General features: G+C 73.2%; 18 protein-coding genes. 7 read left to right on the top strand and 11 right to left on the bottom strand.

What is annotated here, in order from left to right; translation table 11 throughout:
- Positions 1 to 54 precede the first annotated feature (54 nt).
- Entirely contained in the window at positions 55 to 675 is a 621-nt protein-coding gene (locus ACGFMM_RS12015) for a class F sortase (protein WP_393646281.1), read from the top strand.
- A gap of 33 nt (positions 676 to 708) precedes the next feature.
- Positions 709 to 1,347, top strand: a complete 639-nt coding sequence (locus ACGFMM_RS12010; protein ID WP_393645647.1) for a PH domain-containing protein — start codon at positions 709 to 711, stop codon at positions 1,345 to 1,347.
- Between the two features lie 91 nt (positions 1,348 to 1,438).
- Here ACGFMM_RS12010 and ACGFMM_RS12005 read toward each other — a convergent pair whose 3' ends face one another.
- From ACGFMM_RS12005 to ACGFMM_RS11995, 3 genes are all read right to left on the bottom strand, one after another.
- A complete protein-coding gene (locus ACGFMM_RS12005; protein ID WP_393645645.1) occupies positions 1,439 to 3,085 on the bottom strand; it encodes a phospho-sugar mutase in 1,647 nt (548 codons plus the stop codon).
- 736 nt (positions 3,086 to 3,821) lie between these two features.
- Complete coding sequence (locus ACGFMM_RS12000; protein ID WP_393645643.1) at positions 3,822 to 4,625, bottom strand: purine-nucleoside phosphorylase; 804 nt, start codon at positions 4,623 to 4,625, stop codon at positions 3,822 to 3,824.
- 177 nt (positions 4,626 to 4,802) lie between these two features.
- Complete coding sequence (locus ACGFMM_RS11995; RefSeq protein ID WP_393645641.1) at positions 4,803 to 5,240, bottom strand: gamma-glutamylcyclotransferase; 438 nt, start codon at positions 5,238 to 5,240, stop codon at positions 4,803 to 4,805.
- 228 nt (positions 5,241 to 5,468) lie between these two features.
- Here ACGFMM_RS11995 and ACGFMM_RS11990 point away from each other — a divergent pair, with 228 nt between their 5' ends.
- Together ACGFMM_RS11990 and ACGFMM_RS11985 are read left to right on the top strand one after the other, a co-directional pair.
- Positions 5,469 to 6,908: an NAD(P)H-quinone dehydrogenase gene (locus tag ACGFMM_RS11990; RefSeq protein ID WP_393645639.1), complete on the top strand. Its 1,440-nt coding sequence runs from the start codon at positions 5,469 to 5,471 to the stop codon at positions 6,906 to 6,908.
- 190 nt (positions 6,909 to 7,098) lie between these two features.
- A complete protein-coding gene (locus ACGFMM_RS11985; protein ID WP_393645637.1) occupies positions 7,099 to 8,025 on the top strand; it encodes a DeoR/GlpR family DNA-binding transcription regulator in 927 nt (308 codons plus the stop codon).
- Between the two features lie 79 nt (positions 8,026 to 8,104).
- On the opposite strand, the gene ACGFMM_RS11980 is transcribed toward ACGFMM_RS11985, so the two are convergent.
- Positions 8,105 to 8,650 (bottom strand): TetR/AcrR family transcriptional regulator, encoded by a 546-nt coding sequence (locus ACGFMM_RS11980; RefSeq protein WP_393645635.1) that lies wholly within the window; start codon positions 8,648 to 8,650, stop codon positions 8,105 to 8,107.
- A 122-nt stretch (positions 8,651 to 8,772) separates the two neighbouring features.
- Entirely contained in the window at positions 8,773 to 10,527 is a 1,755-nt protein-coding gene (locus tag ACGFMM_RS11975; protein ID WP_393645634.1) for an acetyl/propionyl/methylcrotonyl-CoA carboxylase subunit alpha, read from the bottom strand.
- Between the two features lie 460 nt (positions 10,528 to 10,987).
- On the opposite strand from ACGFMM_RS11975, the gene ACGFMM_RS11970 reads away from it, so the two are divergent.
- Positions 10,988 to 11,416 (top strand): hypothetical protein, encoded by a 429-nt coding sequence (locus ACGFMM_RS11970; RefSeq protein WP_393645633.1) that lies wholly within the window; start codon positions 10,988 to 10,990, stop codon positions 11,414 to 11,416.
- On the opposite strand, the gene ACGFMM_RS11965 is transcribed toward ACGFMM_RS11970, so the two are convergent.
- From ACGFMM_RS11965 to ACGFMM_RS11940, 6 genes are all read right to left on the bottom strand, one after another.
- A complete protein-coding gene (locus tag ACGFMM_RS11965) occupies positions 11,385 to 15,479 on the bottom strand; it encodes a caspase family protein (protein ID WP_393645631.1) in 4,095 nt (1,364 codons plus the stop codon). The two genes, ACGFMM_RS11970 and ACGFMM_RS11965, sit on opposite strands and share 32 nt — an antisense overlap.
- Positions 15,476 to 16,339 (bottom strand): antibiotic ABC transporter ATP-binding protein, encoded by an 864-nt coding sequence (locus ACGFMM_RS11960; RefSeq protein WP_393645629.1) that lies wholly within the window; start codon positions 16,337 to 16,339, stop codon positions 15,476 to 15,478. The genes ACGFMM_RS11965 and ACGFMM_RS11960 overlap by 4 nt, the downstream gene beginning before the upstream one ends.
- Positions 16,340 to 16,397: 58 nt before the next feature.
- Entirely contained in the window at positions 16,398 to 17,003 is a 606-nt protein-coding gene (locus tag ACGFMM_RS11955) for a nucleoside triphosphate pyrophosphatase (protein ID WP_393645628.1), read from the bottom strand.
- Positions 17,004 to 17,061: 58 nt separating this feature from the next.
- A complete protein-coding gene (gene mmpB / locus ACGFMM_RS11950) occupies positions 17,062 to 17,190 on the bottom strand; it encodes a morphogenic membrane protein MmpB (RefSeq protein WP_393645626.1) in 129 nt (42 codons plus the stop codon).
- A 130-nt stretch (positions 17,191 to 17,320) separates the two neighbouring features.
- Entirely contained in the window at positions 17,321 to 17,530 is a 210-nt protein-coding gene (locus ACGFMM_RS11945; RefSeq protein ID WP_393645625.1) for an acyl-CoA carboxylase epsilon subunit, read from the bottom strand.
- A gap of 19 nt (positions 17,531 to 17,549) precedes the next feature.
- A complete protein-coding gene (locus ACGFMM_RS11940) occupies positions 17,550 to 19,154 on the bottom strand; it encodes an acyl-CoA carboxylase subunit beta (protein WP_393645623.1) in 1,605 nt (534 codons plus the stop codon).
- A 134-nt stretch (positions 19,155 to 19,288) separates the two neighbouring features.
- On the opposite strand from ACGFMM_RS11940, the gene ACGFMM_RS11935 reads away from it, so the two are divergent.
- Positions 19,289 to 20,164 carry a biotin--[acetyl-CoA-carboxylase] ligase gene (locus ACGFMM_RS11935; RefSeq protein ID WP_393645622.1) on the top strand — a complete coding sequence of 292 codons (876 nt, stop codon included), beginning with the start codon at positions 19,289 to 19,291 and terminating at the stop codon, positions 20,162 to 20,164.
- 173 nt (positions 20,165 to 20,337) lie between these two features.
- Positions 20,338 to 21,465 (top strand): adenylate/guanylate cyclase domain-containing protein, encoded by a 1,128-nt coding sequence (locus tag ACGFMM_RS11930; RefSeq protein WP_393645620.1) that lies wholly within the window; start codon positions 20,338 to 20,340, stop codon positions 21,463 to 21,465.
- Positions 21,466 to 21,516 lie beyond the last annotated feature (51 nt).

Genomic DNA, 21,516 nt, shown 5'->3' with positions numbered 1-21,516 from the left:
CTGTCGCACCCCGCGACAGCCCGCCGCACCACTTCCCGGAGCCCGGAGCCCCTGATGAACCGCCGCGCCGTCCTGCTCGCCGCCCTCGCCGCCACGGCCGCGCTCGCCGGCTGCGGCGCGCCCGCCGGGCCGGAGGCCGCCCCGCCGGCGAAGGTCAAGGAGACCTCGGCGGCCCCCGCGCCCGCCGCGAAGTCCGCCGCCCCGCTGCCCCGCTCCGAGCCCGTACGGGTCCAGGTCCCGTCGGCGGGCGTCGACACCGGCGCCGGCACGGTCCTCAAGCTGGGGCTCGCGAAGGACGGGACCGTCGAGGTGCCGTCCGTCGCCGACGCGGACAGGATCGGCTGGTACACCAAGGGCGTCACGCCCGGCGAGACCGGGCCCGCCGTCCTCATCGGCCACTTCGACACCGCGAAGGGCCCGGCCGTGCTCAAGGACGTCGCCAAGGTCAAGGTCGGCGACCCGGTCACCGTCACCCGTGCCGACGGCTCCCGCGCCGTCTTCACGGTCCGCGCGCTGGAGCAGGTCGACAAGAAGACCTTCCCGACGCAGAAGGTATACGGGAACACCGCACGCCCCGAACTCCGCCTGATCACCTGCGGCGGCGAGCTCGTCGACGGCCACCGGCCGGACAACATCATCGTGTACGCGGACCTCACGGCCACCGGCCGCGCGTGAGGCCGCGGGGGCGTGTGAGGCACAATCGGCAGCATGACGACCCCGCCCCCGCAGCAGCCCGCCGAGCCCGTCTACGCCGACCGCGTGTTCCGGTCGACCATGGGCATGGCCGGCGGCGCGCTCCTGATCGCCATCGGCGCCTTCATCGGCGGCGACGCGCTGGTGCGCGGCGAGGGCCGCACCCCCTGGCTGGCACTGGCGGGCCTGCTGCTCCTGGTGCCCCTGGTGGTGGCGTTCACCTTCCGCCCGGCGGTCTTCGTCAACGAGGACCGGCTGCGGATCCGCAACCCGTTCCGCACGATCGTGCTGCCCTGGGCGCAGGTCGCGGACGTGCGCGCGGGCTACTCCAGCGAGGTCTTCACGCAGTCCGGCGCCAAGTACCAGCTCTGGGCGATCCCGGTCTCGCTGCGCCAGCGCAAGAAGGCGGCGCGCCAGGCGGCCCGGAGCGCCGCTGAGGACCCGCACGGCCAGACGTCCGCGACGGCCTCCGTGGACGACCGGGCCCGCGTCGCCCCCGCCGACCAGGTGATCGCCGACCTGCGCGAGCAGGCCCAGCGCTGCGGGGCACTGCCCGGCGCCCAGGGCGAGACGAGCATCCGCTGGGCGTACGAACTCCTCGCCCCGTCCCTGGCGGGCCTGGTCCTGACGGTCGTCCTGCTGGTCACCGGCTGAGGCCGCCCGACAGCGCACAACGGCCGCGGGCCCGTACGGAGTGTTCCGTACGGGCCCGCGGCCGTTTCTCGCGCCGCTGCCGGCGCCGTCGTCAGATGCCGGCGGCCGCGGCCAGGTCCTTCTTGATCGCGCCGAGCACGTCCGCGCCCTTCGCGCGCGCCGGGGCCAGCTCGCTCGCGCCGGCCACCGGGATCACGACCTCCAGATAGCACTTGAGCTTGGGCTCGGTGCCGCTGGGCCGGACGATGACGCGGGCGTCGTACTCGCCCTCCAGGTAGTACCGCAGTCCGTCGGTGGGCGGCAGCGCCTCCGAGCCCTTGGTGAGGTCCTCGGCGGAGACCACGCTCAGCCCGGCGAGCTGCTGCGGCGGGTTGTCGCGCAGCGTCCGCATCGCGTCGGCGATGACGCTCAGGTCCTCGACCCGCACCGACAGCTGGTCGGTGGCGTGCAGGCCGTGCTCCACGGCCAGGTCGTCGAGCAGGTCCTGGAGCGTACGGCCCTGGGCCTTGAGCACGGAGACCAGCTCGGTCACCAGCAGCGCGGCGGTGATGCCGTCCTTGTCGCGGACGCCCTCGGGGTCCACGCAGTAGCCGAGGGCCTCCTCGTAGCCGTACCGCAAACCCTCGACCCGGGCGATCCACTTGAAGCCGGTCAGGGTCTCCTCGTAGCCGAGGCGGGCCGCCTTCGCGATCCGGCCGAGCAGCGAGGACGAGACGATCGACTCCGCGAACACGCCCGTCGCGCCCTTGTGCACGAGGTGCGCCGCCAGCAGCGCGCCGACCTCGTCGCCGCGGAGCATCCGCCAGTCGCCGTTGTCCGGGACCGCGACGGCGCAGCGGTCGGCGTCGGGGTCGTTGGCGATGACGACGTCCGGGCGGACCTCGCGGGCCTTCGCGAACGCCAGGTCCATCGCGCCCGGCTCCTCCGGGTTGGGGAACGCGACGGTCGGGAACGCCGGGTCGGGCTCGGCCTGCTCGGCGACGAGCACGGGGGCGGGGAAGCCGGCCCGCTCGAAGGCGGCGAGCACGACGTCCTTGCCGACGCCGTGCATCGCCGTGTAGACGACGTTCGCGGTGCGCGGGGAGCCGGGGGACAGGACGGCGTCCGTACGCGCCAGGTACGCCTCCAGGACCTCGTCGCCGAGGGTCTCCCCGCTGCCGGTGGGGCGCGGCACGTCGGCCAGGGCGCGGATCGCGGCGATCTCGGCGGCGATCTCGGCGTCGGCCGGCGGCACGATCTGGGAGCCGTCGCCGAGGTAGACCTTGTAGCCGTTGTCGCGGGGCGGGTTGTGGCTGGCGGTGACCTCCACGCCGGCGACCGCGCCGAGGTGCCTTATGGCGAACGCGAGGACGGGCGTCGGGAGCGGGCGCGGGAGCAGCGCGGCGCGCAGGCCGGCGCCGGTCATGACGGCGGCGGTGTCGCGGGCGAAGTCCTCCGACTTGTACCGGGCGTCGTAGCCGATGACGACCAGGCCCCCCGCCTCACCCTTCGCCTTGAGGTACGCGGCGAGGCCGGCGGCGGCGCGGATCACGACGGAACGGTTCATCCGCATGGGCCCCGCGCCGAGCTCGCCGCGGAGGCCGGCGGTGCCGAACTGCAGGGTGCCGGAGAAGCGGGCGGCGAGCTCGTCCCGGTCGCCGGCCTCGATGAGCGCGGCGAGCTCCGCACGGGTCTCGCTGTCGGGATCCTCGGCGAGCCAGGCCTGCGCCTGCGCGAAGAGGTCGTCCTGCGTCGTCACGGTGATGCCTTTCGGGGTGCGGGTGGGTGGGCGGATGGGGCGGGCGGGGCGGGCGGGGTGCCGGGTGCGGGTCGGTGGGGCGGGGGTGGCCGCTGCGCGGAGCTGTTCCCCACCCCGCCCCTTCCCGAAACTGGGGCTCCGCCCCAGGCCCCGGGCCCGCCGACGCGCGGCCCGGGCAGGGTGGCCGGCCTGCGGCCGACCGGATACGCCGAACCGGGGCTCCGCGGGCGGCGCGGACCGGAGCCGCACCGGACGCGGGCTCCGTCCGGGCCGGGCGGCGGCCTGCGGCCGGCCCACGGCCCCGGCGGCCGGGCTCCGCCCCGAAGCCGGGGCACGGGGCGCGTGGCCACGGGGTCGACTCGGGCTCTGTTCGGGCCCATCGTGCGAAGCGCCGGAGCCGCGCAGGGCTCGGGCCTCGGCCCGGGCCCGTGGTCGAGCCCGTCGTGCCGGGGCCGACTCGGGCTCGTCCGGGCCCACCGGGCGAAGCCCGGAGCCGCGCCCGGCTCGGGAGTCCGGCCGAGCCCGTCGTCGTGCGAGGGCCCCCGCCGGGCTAGGGGCCGGGGCGCAGCGCCCGGGCCCGTTGTACGGGCCCAGGCTGCGCACGGTCGGCCTTGTCTCCGGGTCCGGGGCGGAGCCCCGGGTTCGGGGAGGGGCGGGGTGGGGGATCAGCCCCGCGCAGCGGCCCCCGCTCCCGTCCGGGCTCTCGTCCCGGCCGTCGTCCCGCGTCCCGCCGCGGTCAGATGCGGTCGAGGACCCGGGTCAGCAGTTCGCCCATGCGGGCGGCCGAGTCGCGGCCGGCCTGGAGGACTTCCTCGTGGTTGAGGGGCTCGCCCGAGAGGCCCGCCGCCAGGTTGGTGACCAGGGAGATGCCGAGGACCTCCGCGCCGGCCTCACGGGCCGCGATGGCCTCCAGGACCGTGGACATGCCGACCAGGTCGCCGCCCAGCACGCGGACCATGTTGATCTCGGCCGGGGTCTCGTAGTGCGGGCCGGGGAACTGGACGTACACGCCCTCCTCCAGCGTCTCGTCCACCTCCTTGCACAGCTGGCGCAGCCGCGGCGAGTACAGGTCGGTGAGGTCCACGAAGTTCGCGCCGACGATCGGCGACGCCGCCGTCAGGTTGATGTGGTCGCTGATCAGGACCGGCTGCCCCGGGCGCATGCCCTCGCGCAGACCGCCGCAGCCGTTCGTCAGGACGATGGTCTTGCAGCCCGCCGCCACCGCCGTGCGCACGCCGTGCGCCACCGACGCGACGCCCCGGCCCTCGTAGAAGTGCGTGCGGCCGAGGAAGACCAGGGCGCGCTTCTCGCCGATCTTGTACGAGCGGATCTTGCCGCCGTGACCCTCCACGGCCGGCGGCGGGAAGCCGGGCAGCTCGGTGACCGGGAACTCGGCCTCGGGCGCGCCGAGCGCGTCGACCGCCGGGGCCCACCCGGAGCCCATCACCAGTGCGACGTCGTGGTTCTCGACTCCGGTCAGCTCGCGAAGTCGCGCGGCTGCGGCCTCGGCGGCCTCGTACGGGGTGGCAGTAGCGTTCACTGAGTCTCTCGCCTCGGGGAGGGGAGTCCGAGGGGAGCCCCGGACGGTTTCATACGCGAAGAAGCGTAGCCGGAGTTTGCCTACGCGCGTAGATGACGATGCTGACACAGTGCCGATCGTTGTCTTGTCGTTTCCGACGAACGGAATGTTCCGCTTCGCCCGCCCGGCCGGGAACCCTCAGCAGGGCCGCTTGCGCAGCTCCATCACGTAGTCGTGGGGCGCGCCCGCCGACTCCGCCGCGTCCGCGACCTCGCCCAGGTACCGGGCCGAGGGCAGCCCGCCCTCGTACGAGTTCAGCACGTACACCCACGCCGGCTCCTCGCCGTCGAGCGTGTGGACCCGTACCCGCATCCGCCGGTAGATGTCGAGGCCGACGCCCTCCCAGCGGTCCATCGCGTCCTCGTCCATCGGGGCGAGGTCGTACAGCGCGACGAACACCTGCTGCCGCGGGGCCTCCGCGATCGTGGCCAGCGCCCCTTCCCAGCCCATGTGCTCGCCCCCGAACGTCAGCCGCCAGCCGTTGAGCCAGCCGGTGCCGCGCAGCGGGGAGTGCGGGGCGCGGCGGGTCATGAGCCGCGGGTCGAGGTTGCCGGCGTACGCGGCGTAGAGCGACATGGGGTCGAGGGTACGGGAGGGCCCGGGGGTGCGGGCGGTACGGCGGCGCGACCGCTCCGCGGCCCGCCCGAGCCCCGCCCGGCGGGCTCCGCGGCCCCCGGCGAGAGCGCGCCCCGCCGGTGCGGGACAATGGGGTACGCACTTGAAGCGTGCGGGACAATGGCGTTCGCACTGCAGCCCAGCGGGGGTACTTCCCCGGCAGAACGAGAGCGCGAGGCGTAGATCCCAGTGACCCGGATCGTGATCATCGGCGGCGGACCCGGCGGATACGAGGCTGCCCTGGTGGCCGCCCAGCTCGGCGCGGAGGTGACCGTCGTCGACTGCGACGGCCTCGGCGGAGCGTCCGTCCTGACCGACTGCGTCCCCTCCAAGACCCTGATCGCGACCGCCGAGGTGATGACCACCTTCGACTCCTCGTACGAGGAACTCGGCATCATCGTCGCGGACGACACCCCGCACATCGAGCAGGCGGCCCGCGTCGTCGGCGTGGACCTCGGCAAGGTCAACCGCCGGGTGAAGCGGCTGGCGCTCGCCCAGTCGCACGACATCACCGCCTCCGTCACCCGCGCCGGCGCCCGCGTGCTGCGCGGCCGCGGCCGGCTCTCGGGCCGGCAGGACGTGGACGGCTCGCGCCAGGTGATCGTCACCGCCGCCGACGGCAGCGAGGAGACGCTGACCGCCGACGCCGTGTTGATCGCCACCGGCGGCCACCCGCGCGAGCTGCCGGACGCCCGGCCGGACGGTGAGCGGATCCTCAACTGGACGCAGGTCTACGACCTGAAGGAGCTCCCCGAGGAGCTCATCGTGGTCGGCTCCGGTGTCACCGGAGCCGAGTTCGCCGGCGCGTACCAGGCGCTCGGCTCCCGCGTCACCCTCGTCTCCTCCCGCGACCGCGTGCTGCCGGGCGAGGACCCGGACGCCGCCGCCGTCCTGGAGGACGTGTTCCGCCGCCGCGGCATGAACGTCATGGCCCGCTCCCGCGCCGAGTCCGCCAAGCGCGTCGGCGACCGGGTCGAGGTCACCCTCTCCGACGGCCGCGTCATCACCGGCTCGCACTGTCTGATGGCCGTCGGCGCGATCCCGAACTCGGCCGGAATGGGGCTGGAGGAGGCCGGGGTCAGGCTGAAGGATTCCGGTCACATCTGGACCGACAAGGTCTCCCGCACCACGGCCCCCGGCGTGTACGCGGCCGGCGACGTCACCGGCGTCTTCGCACTCGCATCCGTCGCCGCCATGCAGGGCCGCATCGCGATGTACCACTTCCTCGGCGACGCGGTGGCCCCGCTCAACCTGAAGACGGTCTCCTCGAACGTCTTCACCGACCCGGAGATCGCCACCGTCGGCTACACCCAGGCGGACGTGGACGCGGGTCTGATCGAGGCGCGGGTCGTCAAGCTCCCGCTGCTGAGGAACCCCCGCGCCAAGATGCAGGGCATCCGCGACGGCTTCGTCAAGATCTTCTGCCGTCCCGGCACCGGCATCGTGGTCGGCGGCTGCGTCGTCGCCCCGCGCGCCAGCGAACTCATCCATCCGATCTCGATCGCGGTCGACAACAATCTGACGGTGGAACAGATCGCAAACGCTTTCACCGTGTACCCCTCCCTGTCGGGCTCGATCGCGGAAGTGGCCCGCCAGCTCCACACCCGGAAGGCCACCGGCGGGGCCTGACCTGCGGAACCGATTCGGCGCCGGCCCGCAAACCCCGGCAATGCGCACAAGTGCGGGGTCTCCTATACCACTTGGAGGTCCCGCTTGTGCGCATCTTCTGTATTTCGGCGCATAGTGCTGAAAAGTATCGGCCGCGCAGGTTACTGTCAGTTTCGTGTTCGCTGCAGAACGTCGCCAATTGATCCTCGAAATGGTGCGAGCCAACGGGGCCGTGTCGCTCCGTGAGCTCGCCCGCGTCGTCCAGACCTCCGAAGTGACCGTACGGCGTGACGTGCGGGCGCTGGAGGCAGAAGGACTCCTCGACCGCCGCCACGGCGGTGCGGTACTGCCCGGCGGATTCACCCGTGAGTCCGGCTTCCCGCAGAAGTCCCATCTCGCCACGGCCGAGAAGACGGCCATCGCCGACCTCGCCGCCGGCCTCGTCGAAGAGGGCGAGGCCATCGTCGTCGGCGCCGGGACCACCACCCAGGAGCTGGCCCGCCGGCTCGCCCGGGTGCCGGGGCTCACCGTCGTCACCAACTCGCTGCTCGTCGCCCAGGCCCTCGCCCACGCCAACCGGGTCGAGGTCGTCATGACCGGCGGCACGCTGCGCGGCTCCAACTACGCGCTGGTGGGCAGCGGGGCCGAGCAGTCCTTGCAGGGGCTGCGGGTCTCCCGGGCCTTCCTGTCCGGCAGCGGGCTGACGGCCGAGCGCGGGCTGTCCACCTCCAACATGCTCTCCGCGAGCGTGGACCGGGCGCTGGTGCAGGCCGCCGCCGAGGTCGTGGTCCTCGCCGACCACACCAAGCTCGGCACCGACACCATGTTCCAGACGGTGCCCACGGACGTCATCACCCGACTCGTCACCGACGAGCCCCCGCTGCACGACGACCGCGCCGCCACGGAGCTCCAGGCCCTCGCCGACCAGGGCGTCCAGATCACGGTCGCCGGCTCCTCCGGCGCCGACGCCGTACCGCAGGGCCGGCCGCCCCGCCGCGACGTGCCGCTGCCCGGCCAGCGGGCCGGCGCCGCCGCTGCCCGGCACCATGGCGGGCAACTCCGCAGCGCGGCCGCCGCCTTGGCCCAGGACCAGGTCCCGCAGGACCGTGCCCGGGTCGCGGACCTCCGCCGCCGCTGAGGGAAAACGTCACGCCAACGGACTGTCGCGCTCACGGAACGTCACGGCTTGGGCGTGCCCCACGTACCGGATCCGGCCGTCAGGCCCGTACGCCGCGCAGTGTCAGCGACAGCAGCCGGTCGGCCAACTCCTCGTCCCCGGGGTCCTGTTCGGCCGCGAGAGCAATCGCGTTCGTGAGCTGCATCAGATCGCCGATCGACACGTCACGCCGGACCGCGCCCGACTCCTGCGCCCGTACGAGCAGCCGCTCACCCGCCGTGTGCAGCGGCAAGCTGCACTGCGACAGCGCCGAACTCTCGTCGTGCGAGGCCGACATGAGCGCCCGCGCCAGCCCCCGGTACATGCCCGCGTGCGCCACGACGGCCCGCAGCCAGTCCACCAGCGCCCGGCACGGCTCGTCCGCCTCCGCCAACTCGCCGGAGCGGCGCAGCAGCGCGGCCAGCGCGTCCTGGAAAACCGCGTTGAGCAGCGCCGGCCGGTTCGGGAAGTGCCGGTAGAGCGTGCCGATGCCGACGCCCGCCCGGCGCGCCACGTCCTCCAGGGAGGCGTCCGCGCCGTGCTCGGCGAAGGCCACGCGGGCGGCGGCGAGCAGCCGGTCGTGATTGCGACGCGCGTCGGCGCGCATGCGGGTACTCCTCGGGTCGGGCCCGGCGGGGGCTCCGGGACGGGCGAAGGGCCCGCAGGCGGCGTGCGCCTGCGGGCCCTTCCAGCGTACGAAGCCGCGTACGGCCGCGTCTGCCGTGTGCGTCAGTCCTTGATCTCGCAGATCGCCGCGCCCGAGCTGACGGACGCGCCGACCTCGGCGCTCAGACCCTTGATCGTGCCGGAACGGTGCGCGTTCAGCGGCTGCTCCATCTTCATGGCCTCCAGGACGACGATCAGGTCGCCCTCCTTGACCTCCTGGCCCTCCTCGACGGCCACCTTCACGATGGTGCCCTGCATCGGGGAGGCGAGGGTGTCGCCGGACGCCGTCGGGCCCGACTTCTTCGCCGCGCGCCGCTTCGGCTTCGCACCGCCGGCCAGGCCGGTACGGGCGAGGGTCATGCCCAGCGAGGACGGGAGCGAGACCTCCAGGCGCTTGCCGCCGACCTCGACCACGATGGTCTCGCGGCCCGACTCGTCCTCGTCGGCCTCGGCGCCGGCCGGGGCGAACGGCTTGATCTCGTTGACGAACTCGGTCTCGATCCACCGGGTGTGGACGCGGAACGGGTCCGCGGTGAACGCCGGGTCGACCACGACGGCCTGGTGGAACGGGATGGCCGTGGCCATGCCCTCGACCTTGAACTCGGCCAGCGCACGGGCCGCGCGCTGCAGCGCCTGCTCACGGGTCGCGCCCGTGACGATCAGCTTGGCCAGCAGGGAGTCCCAGGCCGGGCCGATGACCGAGCCGGACTCGACGCCCGCGTCCAGCCGGACGCCCGGGCCGGTCGGCGGGGTGAAGAGGGTGACGGTGCCGGGGGCCGGGAGGAAGTTGCGGCCCGGGTCCTCGCCGTTGATGCGGAACTCGAAGGAGTGGCCGCGGATCTCCGGGTCGCCGTAGCCGAGCTCCTCGCCGTCGGCGATGCGGAACATCTCGCGGACCAGGTCGATGCCGGTGACCTCCTCGGTCACCGGGTGCTCCACCTGCAGACGGGTGTTGACTTCGAGGAAGGAGATCGTCCCGTCGACGCCGACCAGGAACTCGACCGTGCCGGCGCCGACGTAGCCGGCCTCCTTCAGGATGGCCTTGGACGCGGCGTACAGCTCGGCGTTCTGGGCCTCCGACAGGAACGGCGCCGGGGCCTCCTCCACCAGCTTCTGGTGGCGGCGCTGCAGCGAGCAGTCACGGGTCGAGACGACGACCACGTTGCCGTGCGAGTCGGCGAGGCACTGGGTCTCGACGTGGCGCGGCTTGTCCAGGTACCGCTCGACGAAGCACTCGCCGCGGCCGAAGGCGGCGACGGCCTCGCGGACGGCGGAGTCGTACAGCTCCGGCACCTCTTCGAGGGTGCGGGCGACCTTCAGGCCGCGACCGCCGCCGCCGAAGGCGGCCTTGATCGCGATCGGCAGGCCGTGCTCCTCGGCGAAGGCGACGACCTCGTCCGCGCCGGAGACCGGGTCGGGGGTACCGGCGACGAGCGGGGCGCCCGCGCGCTGGGCGATGTGGCGGGCGGCGACCTTGTCGCCGAGGTCGCGGATGGCCTGCGGCGGCGGGCCGATCCAGATCAGACCGGCGTCGAGGACGGCCTGGGCGAACTCGGCGTTCTCGGAGAGGAAGCCGTAGCCCGGGTGGACGGCGTCCGCACCGGAATCCGCCGCGGCCTGGAGCACCTTGGCCATGTCCAGGTAGCTGGTGGCCGGGGTGTCACCGCCCAGGGCGAACGCCTCGTCGGCCGCGCGGACGTGCAGAGCGTCCCGGTCCGGATCGGCGTAGACGGCTACGCTGGCGATCCCGGCGTCCCGGCAGGCGCGGGCGACGCGGACAGCGATTTCGCCTCGGTTGGCGATGAGCACCTTGCGCACGATGGCTCCCTCCTTGCTGTATTTCCCGGGGACCACCCCCGGACCCCCGGCCGGATCCACCCGAGCCGGAGCGCTCGACGGGGCACCGTGCCGATGACTTCCCGAAACATGTTGAGTTTAGGGACAGCCGACACGGCGCTTCGAGTTGCCCCCTATGGTGAGCTTTCCCACACGGAGCGTCACTCGAGGTTCGCTCGGGTCGTGAAATCCCTTGTCGCACCACGGTACGCACGGATCCTGTACGGCACAGTAGCTCCAGGGTGTGGCGCAGGTCTCTGTTCGGGCGACCAGTCGCCGATCAGGTTTCTTTGTGGAGTCCCTACGAATGGCCCAATGATTCTTTGCGGTTCCCCCGGGCTGCACGGACCCTTGTCCGACGGTTTACCGCTCAGTAGCCTCCCTGCTGTTGACCGTACTGCTGGTAACAGTCGGATTCCGTGGGATTCAGGGGGTGACCGGGGTGGCCCGGAGACCGATAGCGATCGTGGCCGCGCTGGTGCTGGTGGTGGAGGCGGTCGGCATCGTCGTCCTCAACGCCGTCATGGCGCGTTTCGTCGAGGCCCAGTCGATGTCCTTGGACGGCCTCGACCCGGACGCGATGGTGACAGGGACGTGGGCGCTGGGGATCGTCTCGGGCGTCCTGCTTGCGCTGTGCGCCACGGTGGCCCTCGTGGCGGCCGTCCGCGACCGCCGGCCCGGCCGGGCGGGCCGCGCGCTGCTGATCGGCTGCGCGGTGATCCACGGCCTGCTCGGGGCCGTCACGGTCGGCCTCGTGGGCTGGGGCGCGTTCGCGTTCATGATGGTGGTCCTGGGCCTGATCGTCCTGACGCTCGTCGCGTACAGCCCCTCCGGCGACGCTACGCCGGAGGGCGAGCCGACGCCCGCGTGAGGACGAGGACCTCGCTCCCCATGCCGACGACGAGGTCCGGGCCGTGGGCGGCGAGGGCCTGGATCTCAAGCGGCAGGGTGAAGGCGTCCACGAGGCGGCGCTCCTCCAGGTCCCAGGTCTGAAGCGTCCGTTCGTCGACGACGATCACGGCGTGGGGGCGTCCGTCGATCGTGGCGCATGCCAACGCCGTGATCATGTCGATGCCCTCGGCGAGCTTCGAGCGCGTCCGGGCCGAAACGTCCCAGAGGTGCACCGCCCCGTTCCTGTCGGCCGTGACGAGACGGGGGCGCCCGTCGAGTTGCGTGCCCGCCATGGCGATGACGTCCGTGGCCCGCCTGATGGGTTCGGGGCGCGGAGTGCCGTCTGTGAGGCGCCAGAGGTGCAAGGGGCCGTAGCCGCTGCTCGTCACCGCATGGGGCTGACCGTCGAGGTCGAGGCACGTGATGTGGCGGACCACGCCATCGAGGTCCGCGGGCAGGGGATGCATCTCGTCGTCGCGCAGGTTCCAGACGTGGACGGCCCCGTCGTGACTGCCGACCACGGCGTGGGGCTCCCCCCGGATCGTGGTGCAGGCGAGCGCGCCGACCCAGCTGTCGCCGGCGACGCTCGTGCGCTGGGCACGTGTGGTGAGGTCCCAGACGGACAAGGCGCCGTGCAAGTCCCCGGTGACGGCGTGGGGGCGTCCGTCGACGACGGTGCAGGCAACGGTCTGGTACCAGAGGTTGTCGTCGGGCAGGGGCGGTTCGGTCGGCCCGGTGGCCAGGTCCCAGATCCGTACGCTGTCCATGTCCCCGACGCTGACGGCATGGGAGCGGCCGTCCAGTGTCGTGCAGGCCAGACCGTTGATCTCGTCCCTGTGTCCCGCCGTGACCGAATGCCGGGTGCTGTCCGTGAGATCCCAGATCTGCACGGAGTGGAGATTGGCCGTGACGGCGCAGGAACGGCCGTCGACGACGGCGCAGGCGATCGCACGCCCGTCGTCCGCCAGACCGGTGAACCTGGCGCGCAGGGTCCGGTCGGCGAGGTTCCATACGCAGACTGCCCGGTCGTCGCCGGTGGTGACGGCATGGGGCTGTCCGTCGAGGGTCGTGCAGGCGACCGCCTGAACCCAGTCCTCGTGCCCGCGCAGCTGTGCGACAGTACGGCCCGTGCCGAGATCCCAGATGTGGACGAGGCCGTCCATGCCTCCGGTGACTGCATGCGGGCGGCCGTCGATGTCGGTGCAGGCGACCGCCGTGGCGTCTGTGGACGCCAGGCCCAGGTCCATGCGCCTGCTCCCGGTGACGAGGTCATACACACTTGCCGGTCCGGGGTTCGTGAGGGTGACGACGTGGGGTCGGCTCTCGATCGTGGTGCACGCCAGTGCGTCCACCGCCTGCTGGCTGTCAGCGAGTACCGCCCGCCGGATGCCCGTGGAGAGGTCCCAGACCTGCACCCCGCTGTCGCAGCCGGTGACCGCGTACGGGTGCCCCTCGACGAGCGCGCACGCCACGGTGGCGCTGCCATGAACGGCCCCATCGATGCGCCGGCGCTCGGTTCTGGCGTTGAGGTCCCAGACGCGCAGGGCCCTGTCCTTGCCGACGGTGACGGCAAGCGGCACGTCGCCGAGCTCCAAGCCCGCTACTCCGGTCACCTCCTGGGCGTGGCCGCTGAGTTCGGCGCGCCGAACGCCCTTGCTCAGGTCCCAGACCTCGATGCTTCCGGCCAGGTCGCCCGCGGTGACGACGTGCGGACGGCCGTCGACGGTCGTGCAGGCCAGCCTGTCGACGGCAGAGTTGCCGCCGTCCAGCGTGCCGTACAGCGCCGGATGGACCAGCCCGCCCGTCGCCCACCGCACCCGCCACCCCCGGCCCCGGGCGAACGCGCCGCTGAGGTCCCGGTCGCCGTAGCGGGCCGCGTCGACCGCGAGGATGTCGCGGCGCTGCACGGTCGGGCCGGACATGTGCGCGCCGAGTGAGGCGCGGTAGATCGCGCCGAGCCGGCGGGCCTCCGGGTCCGCGGCCGTGCGCAAGGCGGCGTTCAGGTGGGCGGGGCCCGCGTGGACCAGGTACTCGACGTCGGCGAGGAGTTCGCCCAGCACGCCGCCCGCGTCCGCGTGCGTGGCCAGGTGCTCGCGGACGTACGGGTGGCTCGCCGCCCAGTCCCGGGCGCCGTCCCGGTCGCGGGGCACGAGCCTCAGCAGCGCCTCGGCGATCGCGCGGTGGTTGGCCGCGTCCTGGCCCGCGTCGCGCAGGTGGTCCGCCATCGTCTCGTGGAAGAGGCGGTACGCCGAGCCGCCCTGCGCGTCGTTCGTCTCGACCACGTACGCACCGGCCCGCTCGTGCAGCCATCGCAGGTCGTCCTGCGGGCAGGCGTGGCCCGACAGCGCCTCGGCCAGCGGGGCCCACACCGTCGACCAGGGCAGGCCCGCGCCCTGCGCGTACGCCAGCGGGCGCAGCAGCCGCCCGACCTTGGCGCGGTCCGCGCCGAAGCGGTCGAGGTACGCGGCGAAGGCCTCGCGCGCGTCGCTGGGGAGGTCCGCCTCCCAGCCCGCGCGGCTCGTGTCGAGCGGGGCCTGGTCCTCGACCAGTGCGCGGGCCGTCATCCGGGCGACCAGGAAGGACCGGCGCGCGCGGGCGGCGATGCCCCGGGCCACGGTCCGCGCCTCCTCGGGGCGGTCCCGGTACGGGGACAGGCTCTGCGGGTCCTCGGCGTCGAGGAGCAGCTTGGCGGCGTAGTCGGCGACCTGGCCGTCGGTGACGTACTCCGACTCGTCCAGGTCGATGACCTCCACCGCCTTGCCGAGCGGCGTCAGCTGCGGGCGGCGGGTCCCGATGACGAGCCGTACCGCGGGCATCGTGGACAGGGGCCGGAGCAGCGTACGGGCGATGCGGTCGGCCTCGGTGGAGTCGCCGCCCGTTCCGGCCTCGTCGAGGGCGTCGACCAGGACGGTCACCGTGTCGCTGCGGCCGCCGAGGGCCTCCAGGAGTCCCTCGTGCGAGGTGCCGGCCGGGAGCCGCAGGGCGGCGGCGAGGTCCGCGACCAGCTCTTCGAGCGTGGCGCGGCGGGCGTGCAGCGGGACGATCGTCCGGTCCTCGTCGTGCAGGAGCAGCCGGCCGAGGAGGGCCGACTTGCCCGAGCCGGGGTCGCCGGTGACGGCCCGGGCCTTGCGGTCGTGCTGTCCGGCGTCCAGCCAGCGGGTCAGTGCGGCGAGCGCCGCCTCGCGGCCGGTGAAGTAGTCCCCGCGCTCGCCGACGTGCTCCAGGCCCCGGCCGCGGGCCTCGAAGTGGCCGCGGGTGTCGCGGCGCAGCCGGGTCAGGGTCCCGACGTCGAGGTCGTCGACGGGCAGGCCGGGGATGTGGGCCTTGTTGCGGAAGAAGGGGGCGTGGCCGTCGCTGTCGACGGTGGAGTGGCTGACGTGCTGGGCCACCTTCCGCGCGGCGAAGTAACGGTTGACGCGTTCGGTGATCTCGCGGACGCCCAAGTACTCCTGTCGACCGCCCGCCTGGGGCTGCGTCAGGGCTTCGGTGAGGGCGTCGACGAAGACGTTCTCCCTCGCCCGCTCCTTGCCGCGTGCCGAGGCGAGGACCCAGCGGCCGGCGGCCACGCGCTGGGTGCGGGCGAGTTCGGCGGCGAGGGCGGAGATCTCGCCGGCGCCGGCGCCCGCGTAGCAGGTGTCGAGGACGACGAGGAGGTGGCCGAGTTCGCTCTGCAGCAGGGGCCGCGCCAGGTCCTCCGCCGCGAGCGCGGAGGTGGCGGAGGTCCGGCCGCTGCGGGCGGTGGAGCCGAGGAGGTAGTGGCGGTCGGCGGGCGGCTTCACGCCGTGGCCGGCGAAGTAGACGACCACGACGTCCTGGGGGCCCGGCTCGACGCTGTGCCGCCACTCCTCGACGGCCTCGGCGATCTCGGCGGCGGTGGGGTCCTCGGCCAGCTCGGCGAGGACGTGCTCGTACCCCATCGGGAGCAGTAACTCCCCGACCCGGCGGACGTCGTGGGGCACGCCGTCCAGGTTCGCGATCTTCCCGTCCCGGTACGCCGACACGCCGATCGTGATGAGGAACCGTCTGCCCTCCGCCTCGCTCACCGCAGCCCCCGTGCGACCGCCGCTCCCGTCTTCGGGGCGCTCAGGTAGCGGGACAGGTCGTGCATGCGGGCGCCGTTGTCGATGCGGTCGTCGGCCACCGCGTCACCGAAGCGCGGGGCCAGCTGCGCCGGCAGGGCCACGATGTCGCCGTGGTCGGCCAGGTTGGTCCAGCGGACGACCGGACCGGGCCAGGCGGCCCGTCCGTCCGCCGGCGCCGGCGCGAGGCGGTCGAAGACGATGCGGCGCAGGCCCAGCGGCGAGCCGATGGTGACCAGGTCGGTGACCGGCAGGTCCGGGCGGGCGCACAGCGTCTCGTACGCGACGACCGAGCCCAGCGAGTGCGCCACCACGACCCGGGTGTCCGGGCCGATGCGGGCGGCGACCCGCTCCTGCGCGGCCGCCCGCAGGTCCGGCTCGGTGAGATAGCGGCGGACCTGCTTCAGCGCGAGGATCAGCAGCCGGTCGGAGACCTTGCCGAAGTAGCGCGTGCCGGCCAGGGCGTCGAGGGCGGACCGGACCCGCTCGGACAGCAGGGCCCGGGAGCCCGCGTAGCCCGCGATCCCGCGCGTGCCCTCCTCCTCGCCCCGCTCCGGGTCCGCCGCCGCCCACCAGGCGTCCAGCAGCTCGGCCTCCAGGCCCTCCTCGACGTCGAACTCGTCCCACGGGGGCACGTCGGCGGACCGGCTGCCCGGCTCCGTGTACAGGTCGCCGTAGAAGGCGCAGTCGACGTCCTCCGGCGGCGGGGGCTCGTGGCGGGCCAGGAGCACTCCGTCCCTCAGCGCGGGAACGGCCGCGCTCCGCAACTGCTCAGGGCCCAGGAACTCCTGCCCGATGCCGTGCACCACCACGACGCGCGCCACGCGCCCCACCTCCTGGAGGTCCGACTGCCCGATGAGGAGCTCCCATTGTGCTCCGTCGTCACGTCCACAGGTCGGTGATCGAGACGCCCAGCTTGCCCAGCAGGGTGCGCAGCAGCGGCAGGGACAGGCCGATCACGTTGCCGGGGTCGCCGTCGATGCCCTCGATGAAGGGGGCGGAGCGGCCGTCGAGGGTGAACGCGCCCGCCACGTGCAGGGGTTCGCCGGAGGCGACGTACGCGGCGATCTCGGCGTCGGTCGGCTCGCCGAAGCGGACCAGGGTGGAGGCGGTGGCCGACTCGTAGCGCTTGGCGGCGGTGTCGTACACGCAGTGGCCGGTCTGCAGGATGCCGACCCGGCCCCGCATGTCCTTCCAGCGCGCGGTGGCCTCCTCGGCGTCGCGCGGCTTGCCCAGGGCCTGCTTGTCGAGCTCCAGGACGGAGTCGCAGCCGATCACCAGTGCCCCGAACGCCTCCGGCCGGGCGGCGACGTGCGCGGCCTTCGCCTCGGCCAGGGCGAGGGCGAGTTCGGCGGGCGTCGGCGCGGTGACCTTGTCCTCGTCGACGCCGCTGACGATGACTTCGGGGGAGAGCCCGGCCTGCTTGAGCAGCCCGAGACGGGCGGGGGAGGCGGAGGCGAGCACGAGCCGGCGGCGGTCTGCAGTCATGGCAGAAGCCTAGCCACCCCGGCACGGACCGCCACGGCGATGACGTGATCCGTCACCCTCAGCGCATGCCTGCCGCGAACATCGCCACCAGCATCGCCAGGGCCAGCAGTACGCCCGCGCGGCGCAGCATGACCTGCATGTCGCGCATTTCCTTCGGGGGCTCGTTCTTCGGGTCGGACCAGAGCATGCCTCAGATCCTGCGGGCAGGGCTCGCGTCGCGCCTGAGTACGGGTACTCAAAAAGGGCCCCCGGTACGCCGAAGGCCGGGCCCCGTGCGAGGGGCCCGGCCTTCCGGGTGCATCAGGCGGCGGCGCGGCTCACGCCGGCCAGTAGGACCGCGCCCAGGAGCGCGGGCCCGGTGCGCGGCGCACGCCGCGGGCGATGCGTGACGGGTCCGACCAGCCCTCGGGCGTGACCGGGCCGCCGCTCTCCGCCGCGGAGGCGGACGCCGCGGCCCGGGCCTGGACCACCGCCAGTGCGGCGGCCAGCTCCTCGGGGGTCGGGTTGCCTCGTACGACCTTGATCATCGTGTCTCCCTCCCGGGGCCTAGAGCGGGATGTTCCCGTGCTTCTTCGGAGGCAGGGATTCCCGCTTCGTGCGCAGCTGACGCAGCCCCTTGACGATCTGCGGACGGGTGTCGGAGGGCAGGATCACCCCGTCGATGTAACCGCGCTCCGCGGCCACGTACGGGTTGAGCAGGGTGTCCTCGTACTCCTGGATCAGGCGGGTGCGGACCGCCTCGACGTCCTCGCCGTTCGCCTCGGCCTCCGCCAGCGTGCGGCGGTGCAGGATGTTGACCGCGCCCTGCGCGCCCATGACGGCGATCTGCGCGGTCGGCCAGGCCAGGTTGAGGTCCGCGCCGAGGTGCTTGGAGCCCATGACGTCGTACGCGCCGCCGAACGCCTTGCGGGTGATGACGGTGATCAGCGGGACGGTGGCCTCGGCGTACGCGTAGATCAGCTTCGCGCCGCGGCGGATGATGCCGCCGTACTCCTGGTCGACGCCCGGCAGGAAGCCCGGCACGTCGACGAAGGTGATGACCGGGACGTTGAAGGCGTCGCAGGTGCGGACGAAGCGCGCGGCCTTCTCGCTCGCGTTGATGTCGAGGCAGCCGGCGAACTGCATCGGCTGGTTGGCGACGATGCCGACCGGGAAGCCCTCGACGCGGCCGAAGCCGGTCAGGATGTTCGGCGCGAACAGCGCCTGGGTCTCCAGGAACTCACCGTCGTCGAGGATGTGCTCGATGACCGCGTGCATGTCGTACGGCTGGTTCGCCGAGTCCGGGATGAGCGTGTCGAGCTCGCGGTCCTCGTCGTTCGCCTCGGTCTCGGCGACCTCGGGGAAGGCGGGCGGCTCGGAGAGGTTGTTCGAAGGCAGGTACGACAGCAGGGACTTGACGTACTCGATCGCGTCCTTCTCGTCGCCCGACATGTGGTGCGCGACACCGGAGGTGGTGTTGTGCGTGCGCGCGCCGCCGAGCTCCTCGAAGCCGACGTCCTCGCCGGTGACCGTCTTGATGACGTCCGGGCCGGTGATGAACATGTGCGAGGTCTGGTCGACCATCACCGTGAAGTCGGTGATCGCGGGGGAGTACACCGCGCCGCCCGCGCAGGGGCCGACGACCAGCGAGATCTGCGGGATGACGCCGGAGGCGTGCGTGTTGCGGCGGAAGATCTCGCCGTACATGCCGAGCGCGCTCACGCCCTCCTGGATGCGGGCGCCGCCGGAGTCGTTGATGCCGACGACCGGGCAGCCGGTCTTCAGGGCGAAGTCCATCACCTTGATGATCTTCTGGCCGAAGACCTCGCCGAGGGCGCCGCCGAAGACGGTGAAGTCCTGCGAGAAGACCGCGACCGGGCGGCCGTCGACGGTGCCGTAGCCGGTCACCACGCCGTCGCCGTACGGCTTGTTCTTCTCCAGGCCGAAGTTGGTCGACCGATGCCGGGCGAGCTCGTCCAGCTCGACGAAGGACCCCTCGTCCAGAAGCAGGTCGATCCGCTCGCGCGCGGTCAACTTGCCCTTCGCGTGCTGCTTCTCGACCGCCCGCTCCGACCCGGCATGCGTGGCCTCGTGAATACGGCGCTGCAGATCCGCGATCTTTCCTGCGGTCGTGTGAATGTCGATCTCGTGGTGCGCTGCCGGCTCGGACATCGGGATGCGGCTCCCTGCCTGGTCACGGGGGGTTCGTTGACTGCGAATGGGCTACTGGTGGCCTACTGACCCGTAGCGTAGTGGCGGCGATACGGTTCGGCAGTGCGGCGTTTGCCACACCTAGGCTGACTTGCATGACGCCTCCCATTGGTTCAGGTGACGCGGCCGCCGGTGCGGCCGGTGGTCGTTGGTCGGATCTCGAGCGGCCGCCGCTCGACGAGGCCGCGCTGCGGCGGGCCCTGGTGCTCGACGGCGGGCTGTGGAGCTCGCTCGACGTGGTCGAGACGACCGGCTCGACCAACTCCGATCTCGCGGCGCGGGCCGGCGAGCTGCCCGAGGGCGCGGTGCTCGTCGCCGAGGAGCAGACCTCGGGCCGCGGCCGGCTCGACCGCTCCTGGGTCGCGCCCGCGCGCTCCGGACTGTTCGTGTCCGTCCTGCTCCGGCCGCAGGCGCCGGTGGAGCGCTGGGGCTGGCTGCCGCTGCTGACCGGCGTGGCGGCCGCGAAGGGCCTGGCCAAGGCCGCCGGCGCCGACCTGGCCCTCAAGTGGCCCAACGACCTGCTGGTGAAGGTCGGCGGCGAGGAGCGCAAGACCGGCGGCATCCTCGCCGAGCGGGCCGGCCGGGACGCGCTCGTCGTCGGCCTCGGCGTCAACGTGACCCTGCGCGAGGACGAGCTGCCGGTGCCGGCGGCCGGTTCGCTGCTCCTCGCGAACGCCGTCTCCACCGACCGGGACACCCTGCTGCGCTCCGTGCTGCGCTCCCTGGAGCAGTGGTACGGCGACTGGCGCGCCGCGGACGGCGACCCGGAGGCGTCCGGGCTGCGCGCCGCGTACGAGGCGGACTGCGCGACCCTCGGCCACCGGGTACGCGCCGAGCTGCCCGGCGACCGGGTCCTGGAGGGCGACGCGGTCCGCCTGGACACGGACGGTCGGCTCGTCGTGGAGACGGAGGGCGGCGGCACGGAGGCGGTCGGCGCGGGCGACATCGTCCACGTACGGGCGCAGGGGTAGCGAGGCCGGTCCTGCGGGGCGCGGGCGCACGGGCGGGGCCTGTGCGTACCCGCCCGTGCGGGTTTCCACGACGGGATGCGGCGTGAGCCAGCACACACCTGTCGTATCGTGGAGCGCGATCCAGGCGACAGATCGGCAGGGCAAGTGGGCAGGGAACGGGCAGGAGGCGGCCGGTGACCGTCGACGACGCGAACGCAGGCGGCGGGGCCGCTCACACCCCGCACCATGTCGTCGATCACACGGCCGAGCCGACCGACGACCCGCTGGCGATCCGCCTCGAACAGCTCATCCTGGGCGCGGACCGGCGCTACACGCCCTTCCAGGCGGCCCGCACGGCCGGCGTCTCCATGGAGCTGGCCTCGCGCTTCTGGCGGGCCATGGGCTTCGCCGACATCGGGCAGGCCAAGGCGCTCACCGAGGCGGACGTGCTGGCCCTGCGGCGGCTCGCCGGTCTCGTCGAGGCGGGGCTGCTGAGCGAGCCGATGGCGGTGCAGGTCGCCCGGTCCACCGGGCAGACCACCGCCCGGCTGGCCGAATGGCAGATCGACTCCTTCCTGGAGGGCCTGACCGAGCCGCCCGAGCCGGGCATGACCCGCACCGAGGTGACGTACCCCCTCGTCGAGCTGCTCCTGCCCGAGCTGGAGGAGTTCCTGGTGTACGTGTGGCGGCGGCAGCTCGCCGCCGCGACCGGCCGCGTGGTGCAGGCGGCGGACGACGAGGAGATGGTCGACCGGCGCCTCGCCGTCGGCTTCGCCGACCTGGTGGGCTTCACCCGGCTGACCCGCCGCCTGGAGGAGGAGGAGCTCGGCGAGCTCGTCGAGTCCTTCGAGACCACGTGTGCCGACCTGGTGGCCGCGCACGGCGGCCGGCTCATCAAGACCCTCGGCGACGAGGTGCTGTACTGCGCCGACGACTCCGGCACCGCCGCGGAGATCGCGCTTCGGCTGATCGAGACCCTGTCCGACGACGAGACCATGCCCGCGCTGCGGGTCGGGATCGCGTTCGGCACGGTGACGACCCGGATGGGCGACGTGTTCGGCACGACCGTCAATCTGGCGAGCCGGCTGACCTCGATAGCGCCGAAGGACACCGTGCTCGTGGACGGCGCGTTCGCCGAGGAGCTGACCCGCACCGGCGAGGCGCCGGTGTCGGAGACGCAGGCGGCGGAGGAGGCGGCCCGCGCGGAGAAGGAGGGCGAGACGCCTCCGGCGTACCGCTTCGCGCTGCAGCCGATGTGGCAGCGGCCGGTCCGCGGCCTCGGCGTCGTGGAGCCCTGGCAGCTGGGGCGCCGCCCGACCTAGGGCCTGTCTGACGCTTCCCGTCGGGCCCGACGCGATGCGTCAGACAGGCCC

Source organism: Streptomyces sp. NPDC048604 (assembly GCF_043199435.1).
Taxonomy (GTDB): domain Bacteria; phylum Actinomycetota; class Actinomycetes; order Streptomycetales; family Streptomycetaceae; genus Streptomyces.
Note: the sequence above shows the minus strand (reverse complement) of the source record. Positions and strands in the feature narration are given on the sequence as shown.

What these genes read in the sequence shown, in the direction of transcription:
- ACGFMM_RS12015 (WP_393646281.1), top strand. Translation starts at nt 55, where the DNA reads ATGAACCGCCGCGCCGTCCTGCTCGCCGCCCTCGCCGCCACGGCCGCG.
- ACGFMM_RS12010 (WP_393645647.1), top strand. Translation starts at nt 709, where the DNA reads ATGACGACCCCGCCCCCGCAGCAGCCCGCCGAGCCCGTCTACGCCGAC.
- ACGFMM_RS11995 (WP_393645641.1), bottom strand. Translation starts at nt 5,240, where the DNA reads ATGTCGCTCTACGCCGCGTACGCCGGCAACCTCGACCCGCGGCTCATG.
- ACGFMM_RS11985 (WP_393645637.1), top strand. Translation starts at nt 7,099, where the DNA reads ATGGTGCGAGCCAACGGGGCCGTGTCGCTCCGTGAGCTCGCCCGCGTC.
- ACGFMM_RS11980 (WP_393645635.1), bottom strand. Translation starts at nt 8,650, where the DNA reads ATGCGCGCCGACGCGCGTCGCAATCACGACCGGCTGCTCGCCGCCGCC.
- ACGFMM_RS11955 (WP_393645628.1), bottom strand. Translation starts at nt 17,003, where the DNA reads ATGACTGCAGACCGCCGCCGGCTCGTGCTCGCCTCCGCCTCCCCCGCC.
- mmpB (WP_393645626.1), bottom strand. Translation starts at nt 17,190, where the DNA reads ATGCTCTGGTCCGACCCGAAGAACGAGCCCCCGAAGGAAATGCGCGAC.
- ACGFMM_RS11945 (WP_393645625.1), bottom strand. Translation starts at nt 17,530, where the DNA reads ATGATCAAGGTCGTACGAGGCAACCCGACCCCCGAGGAGCTGGCCGCC.
- ACGFMM_RS11940 (WP_393645623.1), bottom strand. Translation starts at nt 19,154, where the DNA reads ATGTCCGAGCCGGCAGCGCACCACGAGATCGACATTCACACGACCGCA.
- ACGFMM_RS11935 (WP_393645622.1), top strand. Translation starts at nt 19,289, where the DNA reads ATGACGCCTCCCATTGGTTCAGGTGACGCGGCCGCCGGTGCGGCCGGT.